Source organism: Neorhizobium sp. DAR64872/K0K18 (assembly GCF_050500175.1).
Classification (GTDB): domain Bacteria; phylum Pseudomonadota; class Alphaproteobacteria; order Rhizobiales; family Rhizobiaceae; genus Neorhizobium; species Neorhizobium soli.
In genome coordinates, this window is the sequence record NZ_CP191445.1 from 1,035,407 (window position 1) to 1,050,289 (window position 14,883).

Consider the following 14,883-nt stretch of genomic DNA (forward strand, 5'->3'; position numbering starts at 1 on the left):
ATCCAGAAATGCTTCCCCAGTTGTCGCGTCCCCTACCGTCGGGCAATTGCTTCCGGTTTTGCTGGCAGTGCGGCTTCTGTATTGCTTGCTTCGTCATCCAAGGTAACTGTCCTCACAGCAGTAGTGCCGATACCCATGGCTTTGATAATTTCGAGGGAACCGCCATCTGCAGCCAATCTCGCCTGGAGTTTTGAGAAATCTCCGCAAAATTCCGTTTCTGCTCCGATGTCGCCTGTCATATTGCGGAAAACGCCTGAGCTTTCAATTCCGACGGTCCTTACTTGCATCGACGTCAAGGGATTTCCGCCGACCTCTACACCATACGATGGGGACTTCGTGCTTTTCAGGACGACTCGCCCATTCTCGACCCAAGCGGTTTCCATACCCTCTTTGACTTCATATCCAAGGTCCGATAGTCCGCTGAGAATTGCGCGTCGGCGCTCAACAGCTGCTCTGCGTTCGACCACGGCCAGCAGGGTGTTTTTTGATGAACCAATTTCGCTGATCAGCGCCGGGAGGTCTGGCTTCTGCGCCAGTAGGCGCCGGATTGATTGGAGATGTAGGTCTACAGACGGATCTCCAAGATATTTAAGCTCTGCCTCGATCCCACGCAGCTCCGCGATGGCCACCGACTTGGCAACGGTGGTCTTGTATGCATCACTGATGTCGAGCGCCAAGCTATCGATCAGCAACGAACGTCGGTTAGATTGGTCGGTGACCAGTTTGTCTAGGCGATCTGCGAAAATTTGCGATGCATCAGGATCTAGTGCGTGCAGTTCCTCGTACCTGCGCTCGACCATCAACAGGCCCGGCTCATCTATCGCCTGACGTTCCTGGCCAGCCAACCATTCCGCCAGGTTCGATCGCTCGTCATCTCCGGCGAGCCGAGACGCCAGATCGCGTTGCCGGTCGGTGATTGCTCCAGGAGTGGCGGACGGTTGAAGCAGACCAAAGCCCTGGCGGACAGCTTCGCGCAGCTCGGATTGATTGGCGCTTACGGGGCGTAAAAGGGCAGGTGGGACCAGAAGTCCCTTCGCCGCCAGCGCGTTCGAAAGGGATGTCGCTGCTCTCAGCAGCTGCCGCGCTTCCTTCCGAGCAGCCGCGTTCTTTTCGGCAACTGCGGCGATGTGCCTTTCTATGTCCGACGTGAGAAAGCCGATCTCAAGCGGGACCTGCTTCTGAAGCTCCAAGAATTTATCGGTTGCGAGGAGCTGCTGCATCGCGATGACGCGACCATTGGCTGTCGCAAAGACCTCGGGCGTCAGAACGCCATTTCGCTCTACGACCTTCTGCCACTGCGCCACCGCAGCCTGCAGCGTCGCAATCTGCCTTTCACATATGGCGATGATCTCTTCGCGTGTGACAATCCTGACAACCTTCGGACCGCTCATTCTGCCGCCTCCTTGCGAACAGTCTTCTCTACCGCAAGCCGCAGCCGTTGACGCTCCTCTTCGCGGGCATGATACCACCCATGGGAAGACACCCGGTGGATGATCGGGATCGAGCGACGAAGCACCGAAGGCCGCCATATTTCACGCGCTCTGGCGCTGTCCAGTATGCGGTGGCGTGGCGCGTCGCATTCGATGCCAAGTCCGTATAGGCCAGTTGACGGGTCTTCGACAGCGAAGTCGAGACCAAAGGCGCTGCCGTCATTTACCTGGTTCGAAGATACTCCAAGTTCCGTCAGGTACGCAGCAACCGAAGACGCAAAGCCATCAAGGCTGTCGCCGTCCCGGTGCTGTGATCCGGATCGTTCTGTTGTCATGCGAGCGAGGAGAGTGCGACCGTTGTCGAATTCGCCGTCGGATATAGTGCGGGCATATTCGAGGTAACCCTGAAGGTAATCTCTGGGAATGTTGGGCTTCCGACGGCTGCTCATCATGTCCGATACATCGTTGACGGGTATAGACGTCACCATGATGACTTTGGCCCGTGCTCGGGTCACCGCAACATTCAGTCGACGTTCGCCGCCCTTCTGACCCAATACACCAAAGTTTCGGCGGAAGGTTCCCTGCTGATTTCTCCCAAACGTCGAAGAGAAAATGATGTAGTCACGCTCATCGCCTTGAACGTTCTCGACGTTTTTGACAAAAAACCCTACATCTTCGCCACCCTCATGTCGATCACGCTCCTTGGCAAGCATTGCTCGGAACCAGTCGTCGCCTTCGGCATATTTTTCAAGGATATCCTCGATTAGATCCGCCTGCTTACGATTGAATGTGACAACACCCACTGTTGGTGTGCGGCCAGGCTTCCTCCAAACATCAACAATGACGTCAATAACCCTGCGTGCTTCGATCTCGTTCGTTTGATCGATATAGATCCCGTCCGCCCGAATGACTTCGATAGGCTTCGCACGAAGGATTTCCTCGTCTGGATGGCGAACCGGCACGCTGAGGCGGTTTGCGTAGAATGAGGCGTTCGAGAAGGAGATCAGCTCTCGGTAAGCGGATCGATAATGAATTTGCAGAGTGGTGGTCGGCAGAACTGACTTGCCTAGCTGAAGGAGGTCTGGGCAGTCTTTGATCTCACGACGGTTCCAGCTTTCGTTGTAGGTTTCCCGCTCGACTTCCGTTGCATCCTCGTCGAGATCATCCCCGTCGAACACATCGGCTTCGTCATTTTCGACCTTGCTGGCAAAGAACGCCGTCGGTGGCATCTGCTTCTCATCGCCGCTGATGATAACGACTTCGCCCCGGAACAGTGTGGGAAGGGCGTACTCGACGGGCATCTGTGACGCTTCGTCGTAGATGACCGTATCGAACATGCTTTTACGGAGCGGAAGTATTCTACTGGCCACGTCAGGGTTCATGAGCCAGACGGGGCGCAATTCCATCAGCCCCAGGTCTGGGCCCTTTTCAAGGAATTCACGCAGGCGCTGTGCCCGCTGTCCGCGCAACCGGGTGATTGGCTCCCAATCTCGTTGCGACGACACTCGTGCAGCGTCGATCCCGTGCGTCAGCATCTGCCGGTTCGCTCGGCGCATTGCTGTCTCTGCTTCTTCAACTGAACGGATTTTCGCCTCCAGTTCGGGAGCTTCATAAAGAAGTCTCGGATCCTCACTCTCCAAGCGAGTTTTCCAGGCAAGCATGGCTTCACGCTTGATGATCCTCCTGACTTCCTCTTCCAACTGATGGACAGGGATCTCCGCTAGCTCTGATGCTTTCGGACGAAGGTGCCTGAAGATTTCTATCGCATGGCTCGAAAGAGCACTCGCTCGAATTCGAAAGCGTTGAAAGGGCTCAAGCGTTGGTCTTCCCTGGACGATACTCGCGATTGCGCCGCTGTTTCCGCCGTCTTCCTCAATTGCCCTGAGCCTGTCGGCTGACCAACCTGATCCGAACCATTGAGAAACGATTTCCAGAGATGCACGACTGAACTGCTTTGCTTCAAAACGTTCGAATGCCTGCTGAGCGCTGTCGCGTAGTTTCTGATATTCCGACAGCGAAGCTGAAGCGATAACCTTCTCAAAGTCCAATCGGCTGGGAAAGGTCATTGCCCTGTCGGCCAGTGATTGGGTGCTTTCAATAGCTTCAGCGCGGTGAGCGGCAATGACTGCGATGTCGTCGCTTAACAGATCATCCGTGACGATTGCCGCCTCGCCAAATAAATGGAGCGTTGCCGTTAGGTCGCGTCGGATGGGGCGAAGCTGCTTCTCCCAATTAAGTGCAGCGTTGAAAGCTGCTATGTCCGGCGGCTCCAACGCCTGCGAGCTTAGGAACGTCTTGACTTTTCGTGAGCGCAGCCAACGAATTGGATTGAGTGCGCCGAGGGTCGAGGGCACTTTGACCAGTGAAGCGGCCTCGATACCCCAAGTCTCCAGATCCTGATCAGAAAGATCGATCGTTTTCTTGCGGTACGGTTCGCTCGGCGGCTTTCCCTGCAGTGCGCCTATGGCCTTTTCGACTTGCCTCAGACGGCTGACCCCGGTCAGGGCTTTGGTTGTGCCATTTTCATGAGTGCAGAGCCGATACCATCGAGCCAACTCACCACGGTCGGTGTCATCAAGTGCGGAAAAAGCTGTGTCGTTGTGATCGTACCAAGTGCGATACGGAGCAGGATCGTCCATCGCAAGAGCCTGATCGGTACGAGCAAGAACGGTGAGACGTTCCGCTTCGCTGGATGCAAAGGCAGCCAGTTCCTCATCGAAAGCGGCGGAGTTTGCAGCGTCGGCCGTAAATGTTTTCAGCGCTTCGAGCGGATTTCCTTCAAACCTGGCGGGAAGCCAGTATCTGGCCTGGGGAGCGCATGCCTCAACCAACGTCTCGATTTCGATAGGGCTTAACGCGCTGAGCGATCGCCGAAGTGCAGGAACGTCGAGGGGCGGGGTAGGCGTCTCTAGTCCGATGAGTTCGCCAAGGAGCGTCCGATAGGAAAGACCGATCTGGTCGTCGACCTTATGGAGGGCCTCATGGTGATTGTTCAAGTCGCTCTCGACGGCCTGTATTCGGGTCGCGAGGTTCTGCCTATCGCGTTTCCATCCTTCATTCGCTCGGCTACCATGCAGAGATTCCAGCTGAGCACGAATGGCATTGATGACCGGCTCTCGGTCACGGTTAACGTCGGTGACCATGAAGATGCGATCTTCGAGGCCTTCGGCTTCGAGCCGCTTCTTCACGACTTCAAGGGCTGCCTGCTTCTGGCAAATCACCAGCAGGCTTTTCTTTCGGCCAATAGCATCCGCAACCATGTTGACGATGGTTTGGCTCTTACCCGTGCCAGGAGGTCCCTCGATGAGAAGGCCCGGCGCATACCGTGCTTCGAGGACCGCTGCCTCCTGGGAGGGATCGCTCGCCACGGTGAAGAAGCGATCAATCTCCGCAGGCTTCTCGCGGACCGTCGACTGTGGTGGCGCGTCCGTCACTTTGAGAGCAGTTTCCAGAGCACTTCCGGTCAACTGCTTGCTCTTCATCTGGCGAAGGTCTTCGACGATTGCCTGACCCATGTAAGCGAGATGGAACAGAGCACCGGAACAAGCGATCGCACTTTCTCCAAAAGCCGCATCTGCGTCCTTGCCGGGCAACTTGGCCAAAGTGCGCCCGTCGAGTTTTGCCAGGCCAGCAAATCCATCCACCACATCGGCGGCCGTCAGAGTTGCCCTGCCGAGTAGATCATTGGCGGCTTCTTGCCAGCGTCTGGAGGCATCAATGCCAATCATCCCCTCGAACGCGGGGTTTAAACGGACTTCGTCGCGATCCCGGTCGAAGGCAATGGTGGCATGACCCCGGTTACCAACTTCGGGAACAATTTTCACCGGCCATAGCAGGATGGGGGCGATCTTCGGCTTCCGACGATCGTCGCGATGAATGAGGAATGGGAACCCAAGGTAGAGCCCGTCGATACCCGTATCTCGCTTATATAGCGTGGCATGGGCGTGAAGTGAGCGAAGTCGGCGTTCCAGGGTCTCCGAAGCGCCGAAGGCAGCTGGATCCAAATCTTCAGAACGATCTGTTCGGGCCAGGATGTGATCCATCAGGGCTGGGGCAGGCCGCCGAGCAGTGCCAAGCTCAAAGAGGTCAACGCGTGGCGTCGTCTTACCTATGACCATTCGGGTCAGCGGCCCACGTAGGATGCTACCGGAGATCTTCTTTGAAAAGTAATCCAGCAGCGTAGAGACATAGTTTTGCTTTGGCGGTTCCTGCCAAGCATCAGTCGGAATTGATAAAAGAACGAGGGCGCGGTCGAGGCCTATCCGCCTATCTAGGCGGAATTGATCGGCCCACTCATCGACACGCTCAACGTTGCAACGAGCAAATCCTGCAAGACGTTGATCGATTAAAGCATGAAGATCGCGGCGAGACCGCCCTAACATTTCGCGACTTTGCTCACGGTCGAAGAGCGCGACGCCAGCTCGGTCGGCGGTAGCTGTTGCCTCGTCCAAGATGTCATCGACAGAACGGAATTGTCCGACTTCAGCGGAGAGCAGAAGTATGAAGTCCTCGTCGGTGGTTTGCCGCCTCTCGATCAACGAATTGAGGCCGGGGTGATCGGTGTCCGGCAGGATACGACGTTTTTCAGACCACAGAGCGGCAAGCCGGGCTTTCGAACTGGCGAGCAGATGAACCTGAAGGTCTTCTTCGTTAAGTGCGATCGCGAACTGCTTCGCTTTCTCGCGCACCGAAATACCACGTTGCTTCATCCGCTGTAGCCACAGCTCGGCATCAAGTCTGGCTAGAATGTCGGCCGCTGGCCCGAATATCAGCTCCGTGCCCTCAGCCGGGTGATCAAGAAGCCAGCCAGGTGTGACTATGTTACCCTTTACGATCAGCGGCATCGCGGGATGCAGAATTTTCAAAGCCAAGGACAGACGGAGATCGTCCGGCAAGCCTTCGGTGTGGGCCAAACGTCTGATGGCCGATTGGACGTTGTCTTCCAGACCTGCGTCCTGAGCCCAAGTTGCGATCACACCGCGAGCGACCTGGATCCGGGCCTCGTCCCAATTTCCTGGTTCGGCAGCAGCAAGGGAGTAAGCGGAGGCTTTTCGATAGGGTTTCCCCGCTAACATAATCGGCGCCTTACCTTCGACGTCGGCATCGCGCATGGAGCTTTGCGAGACCGCGACGGCTTCTCCATCATACCATGAGCGAACCTCATTCCATTGCCAGCGCTCGCGGTGGTCCCGCACCAGTAGGCCTCGCAGCAAAACTTCGATCGACGGGTCAAGGTTGTTGGGGATGTCTACGCCGTCGGTCAGGACGTGGATGAGAAACGCTTGCTCATTCACCCCGTCAAAGCACGTCCCGCCGGTAGCAATTTCCAGCGCGACCATTCCAAGGCTCCACCAATCCGATGCAGCCGCGACCCCGCCTGCAATCGCTTCAGGCGCCATATACCTTGTCGTGTCCAACGGCGCGACGATGTCGAGGTCATAATCCGAAAGTCTGGCCGAACCAAACCCAGTTATGACAAGATCAAGCGGCTGCAGCGACCGGACAAGGATGTTCGATGGCCGTATGCCGCGGTGTCGAAGCCCAGCTTGCGAGAAGGAGCCAAGGGCCTTTGCTATCTCAAACACGATTGTCCGCACCACCTCGACATCGCGACCGTCAAAGCGGAGGCTCTCGAGGTCTCCACCAGTGGTCTCTTCAGCGATTTCGTAGGCACGCTCGTGCCACCGGCCGACATCATAGATGACAGGTAGGTGATCGTCCGGCAGGTTCCTGACAGCGTCGTAAACGGCGGTATCAGGCTCCGAGCCGTCCGTGTAGAGGGTGAGAATGCCCCGCCGCTCGGTGTCCTTCTCAATTGCGAGGAAGCGCTCGCGAACGGCGCTAGGAGAGGGCAGGCGGCTTTCGATAGTCCAACCCGCGACTTCCGTGACGACCTCACCCGGCATGTGATCAGCAGGGACTGTTGGGCCTGATGATTCCTCAGCCGTCGGTGCCTGTGCTACGACGTCGGCACCGCAGATCATGCATATGAGATCACCGTCGTCGACCACATGTCTGTTTCCGCAAAGCCGAGAGGCGGCCTCTACAACCACAGCAGTTGTAACCTGGGAATTAGCCTCGATCTGCTGGCCAGGCTCCCGTGCGGTGACCGTTGTCAGGTCCCAGTTGCAAGTTCCGCCATCGTCGAGGACGCCTTCGCAATAAAACTCGCTGAGCGGTCTCTCTGTCTTGCAGTTTGGGCAAAATCTAATCATTGAGGTTTCCACTCCGGCCGCGTATCGAACGATCTTGCGTTGTGAGTACTTGATGGTGCTGTTCGTTCAGGACCGTTGCCAGGCGCTCGAAGTCATCCCGTGCGGGTATGCCCGCCATCCAAACTTCTCCGGTTTCACCCATCATGAGGTCAAATCGGCGATCTTCAGAGCCGATCGGACGCTCATAGGATGAGAGCCGATTCTGCCCAAGTAAGGTGAAGAGATGAAGGCGCTGGTTGTCGCTGCCACGCAATGCTTTTGTTTGCGGTGCCTCGACCTCGTATGGATCTGAGATAAGGGCGTCGATGAGACCCGTCATCCCCTCCAGAGGCTGTGAAATGCTTTCTAAGGGATACCCGGAAAAGACCAAAATGTCGGCTTTTGTGTAGGTTCGGATGCCTCTCAGTAGCTCGTTCAAGGCATTTGGCTGATCGAACGGCTCTCCGCCGGATATCGTGACGCCGTCGGCTTTAGGAAACCAGTCGGCCATCGCGAGGAGCACCTGCTCTATCGTGGTCTGGCCGCGACCTGCCGCCCAAGTGTCCGCTGAAATGCATCCTGGGCAGCGTATCGAGCAGCCTTGCATCCAGATTCCGATTCGATTTCCCGGACCAAGTGTGGTCACGGGGAAATGGATACGGGACAAGGAGATCGTTGACATGAGGTCTCCTATTGCCGAACGAGCGTCAACGAGGTGACTGAGCCTGGAGATATTTCACTTATAACGAAAGCGCCATCGACTGCGCTGATGTCGAAAATGGCGCGTGATAGCGGGTTGGCCAAGTGCGCCTCGACCATGTTTCGTACGCCACGTCCTCCATTTGATAGGTCAACAAGGCATTTCTGCTTAAGCGCCGTTTTGGCAGTGTCCGATATAGAAATGCTGAAGCCAAGTGCCCGGGTACTTTCCAGAAGACTGGACACCATGCCTTCGAAGATGGCCTCCGCCACCGCAGGTCGGATGAAGTCAAAGACAATAACGTTTTCGCCGATCCTATTGAGGATCTCGGGGCGGTTGAGATTGAGTTTGAAATGGCGATCAATCTCTTCGCGGACTTTTTCAGTAACTAGCTCATGGCTGTCGTTCGACGAGACGTTTTGTACTCGCACACCACTACTATCGGTGCGGTAAATTCCAAGGTTCGATGTGAAGAGGATGATTGCCTCGGAGAAGTACACTCGGTCACCTCGCCCGGAGGTCAAGACGCCGTCGTCAAGGATCTGCAGGAACTTGTCGAGGATTTTCGGGTGCGCTTTTTCGATTTCATCGAAAAGGACCACGCTGAACGGCTTCTCGCGAATGGCGTTCGTTAGCTCACCACCGGCATCGTAACCAACATAGCCTGGAGGAGCGCCTATCAGTCGCTGATCGGCATGCTCGGCACTGAACTCCGACATGTCGAACCGTATGTAGGCAGACTCGTCACCAAACAGGAGGCTTGTGATCGTCTTGGCCAACTCAGTCTTGCCGACGCCCGTCGGACCGGCGAGGAATGCAACGCCTCGCGGTCGGCCGTTTGTTGACGATCGCCCAATCCCGGTTACAGCTCGTTTGATTATATCGAGCATGTGGACGACGGCGTGACCTTGGCCCTTCACACGAGAAGCGATGAAGTCCTCGGCGCCCAAGATTCTCGCGTGGTCTATCCGCCGCCAAGGGTCGTCGGTGACTCCGACCTTGTAGCGCCTGATAGCGTCGGAGATCTCTGATACTCTCAGCCCTTCGTTTCGCCCCAGCTGAGCGATTGAGTTCATGTCCGCGAGCAGGAGGCCATCAGTCAGGTTTACGAACGCATCAGCTGACTTGTCGAGTTCCTCGGGTCGCACATCGCGAGCATCTGGAAGTGCCCGCAACATCGACATGGACAGAGACTTTCGTGTCAGACTATCCGGGGCAGCTATGGAGATGTGGCGCAGCTTTGGGTTATCGACTGTGAGCCAGTCGGGTAAATCGGTTTCTCGGTCAGCGATCCATATGATCGTGTTGTAGAAGGGTCGGCGTGCAGGTCCAGCAGGCCGGGCGTTAGCCGTGTGGCTGACTATCTGGGCCTTGGTGAAGAGCATTTGCTCAGCTAGTGCAAGGGCATCTGCACGGTTGATCAAGCGAGACGCGAAGTCGACGATAAGCACCGCTGGATCGCCGGTAGACGCCGTAAAATTGCTGAGCACGCTGTTGAGAACATCCAGGCCCATTCCGACCGTGTTGTCGGACCCAAGGCCATTGCGGGCCATCACGGTCAGGATATCTTCTGCAGAAGAGCTTCCACCCGGCAAGCTGAAGCCGTGCAACGGAGTGAAAACGATCACGTCGTTGTATCCGGCCGCTCGTAGTTCCATGTCTAGACAAAGCGGCAGCGGGATGGCGGCGACCGTGCCTAGCGTCGTCTCGTAAGCCTGGAGATCCCTGATGTTGCCGGTCAGAACGAACTGGCTTTTCAGGGGAAGAAATCGGACGAGGTCGCGGAGCCAACGGGGTTTAGATGTCACTTTACTTGAGTCACTATTTGATCGTTATTGGTGTGTTAGATCACGATTTCCGACAAAGTAAAAATGCCTAATCAATTTGATTGCAAAATAACGTCTGACTTCAGCGGGCGGGACTTAGGTAGGCTTTTTGCCAACGGAATCGGACCAGCTCTCAAAACTGCCAGTTTAAATCCATTAAGGATTAAACTGTACAGGACATACAAGAAAAGCGCGTCTCTGAACCACAGCCGCAACAGTTTGACTTCGAGGACTTGACCTCGCATTCGCCACGCATCGGCGTTCAGATCTAGCAACGCGATCGTTTCTGGCCGATAATTGATCCCATTCAAAAGTCACTTCTCGATTGCGTTGGTTAGGACGGCCTTGTTTGCGCATCCCATCCAACCATAGCCATGCGGGCAACAGCCTCAAGCTCGCTACGTGATGCGCCATCCCGCGCCTGGATGGACATGCCGTTTTGGACCGTCACTATGTATCGAGCCAGTGCAGGAATATCGACAGCCGCATCTATCTCTTCGCCGACTACGGCGGCAGATAGCCTATCTTTCAGACGCATGAGAGATCGATTTCTCGCCGCAATAACGAGATCGCCAAGGTGAGCTTGTCCTTCGTTTTGGACTGCGGAAAGTGTGACCATACACCCAAGCGGATCGCCCTCCGAACAAGACCCCGTCAACACGGCTGCTGAATCCATCAATAGGCGCTCGACGGCTGCACGCGCCGTGGGAGCGGTAAGGAACCCCGACCAAGTCCAATTCTCATACTGCTTTTGATATTGCTCGATAGCCTCCGCGTAAAGGAGTGCTTTTGACCCGAACGTTGCGTAGAGGCTCGGCGCCCCGATACCCATAGCCTCGGTCAGATCGGAAATGGACGTCGCTGCGTAACCACGCTCCCAGAACAGGCGCATCGCCCTGCCCAGAACAGCCTCACGGTCGAATGCACGCGGTCGGCCGCGCACCTGTCCTGCCTCACTCGCCTGCATCTCGGGGCCCAACTAATTTTTGAAGTGATCGTTATATAAGGTGTTGACGAGGTTCCGCAAGCCACCTATTTAGTTTTGTAATGATCACTTCAGAAAGAAATCAAGATGAATGATTTGGTGGGTAGGCGAGCCTTGGTGACGGGTGCCTCGCGCGGGATAGGCGCGGCCATTGCGCTCGAACTCGCAGAGCGTGGCGCAGATGTTGCCGTTACCTATGAGCGCTCGGCGGATCTCGCTCAGAGCGTTGTCGATCAGATCAAGGAGCTGGGGCGGAGCGGGATTGCGCTTCAAGCAGATAGTGCTGACCCCGCAGCTGTGCGGCGCTCTGTAGACCAGGCCGCAGCCGAGTTGGGCGGTCTCGACATACTGGTAAACAATGCTGGGATCATTCGCGCTGGCATGCTGGAGGAAATGGCGCTTGAGGACGTCGATGCGATGCTCCACGTCAACGTTCGGTCTGTCGTCATCGCGTCGCAAGCCGCAATTCCGCATCTGAAGGATGGTGGTCGCATCATTTCCATCGGTTCCTGCTTGGCTGAGCGGGTTACGGGGCCGGGGGTCACAGTTTATTCGATGTCGAAGTCTGCTTTGCTTGCTTTCACCCGGGGGCTTGCCCGTGAACTCGGGCCAAAGGGCATTACGGTCAACGTTGTTCATCCTGGGCCAACGGACACGGATATGAACCCGGTGCAAGGCGCGGACGCTACTCGACAGATCATGGCGCTAGGGCGCTATGGGAAAGCTGAAGATGTCGCCGTAGCTGTAGCGTTTCTCGCAAGCCCAGCAGCGGGCCAGATCACAGGTACTGGCTTGTCTGTCGATGGCGGCATTAACGCTTGAGGTCCTCATGACGCGCAAGGCCATTCTTAGCGACCTTGCGCGTAAGATTGGTATCCGGACATTCGCCGTCCGGCGCAGTGGCGTTTTACCGCTGCGATGACCGACGCATACACAGGTACCGGGAAATAACCCAGGTTCAATTCCAGCAGGTTGCAAGCTAGGTGCATAAACCTCAACGAGCGACGGAGAACCTCCTCGCCACCTCGAAACGACCTCTCGGCTGGGACCGATCGGTCCGGCGAAGGGCTATCTGCCTCAATGAAGATCCCTTAGGACTTTTCAGACTGAAGGGATGGAGTTCATCACGACCAGTGCTCGATCCCACCCCACGATACGGTCGGCTCCAGGATGGGATTTGGTCCACGGCGTTGAAGAACATCTACGCTTCAGCGAGAATCACTCGGAACCTTTGAATTTTTGACTGCCTTCAGTCTTTCAAGTTCCGCTCTCGAAACGTTCGGCTGCGAAGCTTTATGACGGCTTCGTTTCCACTAAATCGGGGATCAGATTTCGCATCACGCCGTCTCGGAGCCCATCCAACTCGACGGCTTCAATACGTTTGCAAATCTATAGGCGGCTCTAGTAATTAATTGACTGCCCCCGATTTTTTGAAGCACACTTATTGCAACGAAACCGGCTCCCCAATCATGATGATGAATATCGAAACCGTCAGCGGCACACCGTTGGCGTGGTCGCCTACATTGCGCAACGGTCCTGCGTTCGCCGGGTCATTCCAGACTAGTAGGGTGCGGCGCTCATGAGAGACCGGGAAACAACAGAAATAGCAGGTAGGAGCCGCACCCCACAGAAGGCGTCCAAAGCTTTAGGTTTTCGGTTCGACCTTGATGTCGTTCCGGCTTCCTCCGGTGGCGAGACCGTCCTGTACCCAGTATGCCTGGACGTCCGGCCGGAAAACACGGTGTCAGGCGCGGGCTTTTCTAAGGATGGATCCCTACCAAGTAATGCGTGCGGACGTTTAAGGGAGGCTTTGGTCGCCAGCAATTGCACTCTTGCCGACCTTGGCGAGGTTGAGATGATGCTACTCGTCGAGAATCTTAAGGGCAGGTGGCTTGCAGGCAAAGCAGCGCCGCAATTGGCTGATCCCTTGCTGAAACGCTCAGCGCAAATCCAGACCACGCCCGAAAGGTCATACTGATGCCCAGAAAAATCATCGGGATCAGCTTATTCCATTTGGAACCAGCTTCGGTGGCAGACCTACTGATCTCAGATTGCTACCGAATGGCTGTTGCTTACGCTCCCTACAAGGCCGGATTCTTAGTGCAGGCCGTCAGAGGAAGCCATGTCCAATACGCGGTCGCTCCGCTCGAGGCGGTATTCGCCACTGTCCCGAAAGAGTCCACGCATATCTGGTTTCACCCAAATGGTGCCGTGCTCGGCTTGCCGATGTTTGATCGTGAGGGCGTTTTGGCAGAATATCGAAGCCCAACCCATCCGAAGAATATTAATGATAGCGCGTTTGCCGAGGATGGATGGCAGGTTTTTCTGGAAGAGCATCAGGACTGCGACAACTCGCCCAGGTTCTTTGAAATGACCGCCAAACAGCAAACGATGGCGCTCCGAAAGCGACTTGAAGACCTTACGGTCGATTGGTCTCTCGAAGAGATCCTTGAAGAGGTTTACAACCTTGCTTGTAGTATCGAATGTGTGAAGCTGCAGGGCAGGGGCTCGTGGAAAACATGCGATATCGCGGTGCAGACGTTGGCGGAGACGCTTGACCAGCTTGCAGATCGTTTCGGCGACCACTACGAGTCACGATTGCTACAGATTGAGAACGCATTGCTAGCGTCACTATCCAGGATACGCCGGACACTGCGGGTAAGCAGCGAGGGTCTGAACGCATTCGTTTAATGCAGACCGTGAGGTAGGCCAAAAGAGGGCATCTATGGCGCGAAGTGAACTGGCGTCCACGTTCCGCGAGGGCACACACTAGCGGAGGGAGCGGCCAAAGTTGCTCCCTTTCGTCGTTATTAACTGGCACGCTCAATTCGCGCTGCAAACACGGGTCAGCGGAACTTGAGCTGCTGGAGCCAGTCGCAGAACCGTTGCGCACCAATCGCACATCTCCGCCATGCCCGACTTACCACAGCTGCGATCGTTGCGGAGGGTAGGGCGGGTCGAGTATCGTTGTCGCGGTCCTTATGGAGATAAGCATGTTCACCCACGTCATGATCGGAAGTAATTACATTGAAAGAGCGAGGAGCTTCTACGATGCCACGTTTTTTGGCGTTGGGAGGTAATCCTGGAGAGATGGATGCCAGAGGTAGGTTGGTATACGCCCACGACGGCGGCCGGTTGATGGTCACCAAGCCGATTGACGGCAATCCGGCCACCGTGGCCAACGGTGGGACAATCGGTATCGCCGCCGTGAGCCGAAACCACGTATTGGCATGGCACGCTGCCGGTGTCGCAAACGGCGGCACCGCGATTGAGAGCCCGCCTACTGAGCGCCCTAACGGGGCATTCGTAGCGTACCTCCGCGATCCTGACGGAAATAAGCTGACGGCTCGGACGGCTTGAAGTATGCTGTATAAGGTATAATCGAGACAGGTTATACCTTCAGAGGTATGGCGGGTTGGGAGCAGGTAAGATGGGGTTCGGTGTGGATTTTGGTGCTTTTAGAACCTTGCGAGAAGCGCGGAAGATGAGCCAGAGCACGCTGGCCGATCTGGCGGACATTTCCCAGGGCAAAGTCTCCAAAATCGAGGCGGGCAGGGGGAACCCAGAATCTGCAACTTTGAACGCGCTCTGCGCCGCTTTGGATGCCGAATTGATCTTGGTTCCTCGGCGTATTGGCGGTGACATCCGAGCAATGGTCGACAGGCACCTCAATAGGCCTGCTTCGGTGGGGCCGGTGATGTCGGTTCGCGACGAACTTTTTATCCCGGATGATGACGACTGAGTATCG

At 56.1% G+C, this 14,883-nt stretch carries 8 protein-coding genes and 1 pseudogene; 4 read left to right on the plus strand and 5 right to left on the minus strand.

Translation table 11 applies throughout. The features are described 5' to 3' along the window. Positions 1-32: 32 nt before the first annotated feature. From ACQY1P_RS04590 to ACQY1P_RS04610, 5 genes are all read right to left on the minus strand, one after another. Complete coding sequence (locus ACQY1P_RS04590) at positions 33-1,391, minus strand: hypothetical protein (protein WP_430253185.1); 1,359 nt, start codon at positions 1,389-1,391, stop codon at positions 33-35. Beyond that, positions 1,388-7,441, minus strand: a complete 6,054-nt coding sequence (locus ACQY1P_RS04595; protein WP_430253187.1) for an AAA domain-containing protein — start codon at positions 7,439-7,441, stop codon at positions 1,388-1,390. Before ACQY1P_RS04595 ends, ACQY1P_RS04590 begins: the two co-directional genes overlap by 4 nt. A gap of 196 nt (positions 7,442-7,637) precedes the next feature. Continuing rightward, positions 7,638-8,306, minus strand: a complete 669-nt coding sequence (locus ACQY1P_RS04600; RefSeq protein ID WP_430253189.1) for a 4Fe-4S single cluster domain-containing protein — start codon at positions 8,304-8,306, stop codon at positions 7,638-7,640. An 8-nt stretch (positions 8,307-8,314) separates the two neighbouring features. Beyond that, positions 8,315-9,952, minus strand: a complete 1,638-nt coding sequence (locus ACQY1P_RS04605) for an AAA family ATPase (protein ID WP_430253191.1) — start codon at positions 9,950-9,952, stop codon at positions 8,315-8,317. Positions 9,953-10,484: 532 nt separating this feature from the next. Next, positions 10,485-11,117, minus strand: coding sequence for a TetR/AcrR family transcriptional regulator (locus tag ACQY1P_RS04610; protein WP_430253193.1), 633 nt, complete (start codon positions 11,115-11,117; stop codon positions 10,485-10,487). A gap of 105 nt (positions 11,118-11,222) precedes the next feature. Here ACQY1P_RS04610 and ACQY1P_RS04615 point away from each other — a divergent pair, with 105 nt between their 5' ends. The 4 genes and pseudogenes from ACQY1P_RS04615 (at position 11,223) to ACQY1P_RS04630 (ending at position 14,877) form a co-directional block, all read left to right on the plus strand. After that, complete coding sequence (locus ACQY1P_RS04615) at positions 11,223-11,957, plus strand: 3-oxoacyl-ACP reductase family protein (protein ID WP_430253195.1); 735 nt, start codon at positions 11,223-11,225, stop codon at positions 11,955-11,957. A gap of 1,155 nt (positions 11,958-13,112) precedes the next feature. After that, positions 13,113-13,826, plus strand: a complete 714-nt coding sequence (locus ACQY1P_RS04620; protein WP_430253197.1) for a hypothetical protein — start codon at positions 13,113-13,115, stop codon at positions 13,824-13,826. A gap of 302 nt (positions 13,827-14,128) precedes the next feature. Then, a pseudogene (locus tag ACQY1P_RS04625) lies at positions 14,129-14,495 on the plus strand (VOC family protein). 70 nt (positions 14,496-14,565) lie between these two features. Next, the gene (locus tag ACQY1P_RS04630; protein ID WP_430253199.1) at positions 14,566-14,877 is read left to right on the plus strand and encodes a helix-turn-helix domain-containing protein; all 312 of its coding nucleotides are present in this window, start codon (positions 14,566-14,568) and stop codon (positions 14,875-14,877) included. Positions 14,878-14,883 lie beyond the last annotated feature (6 nt).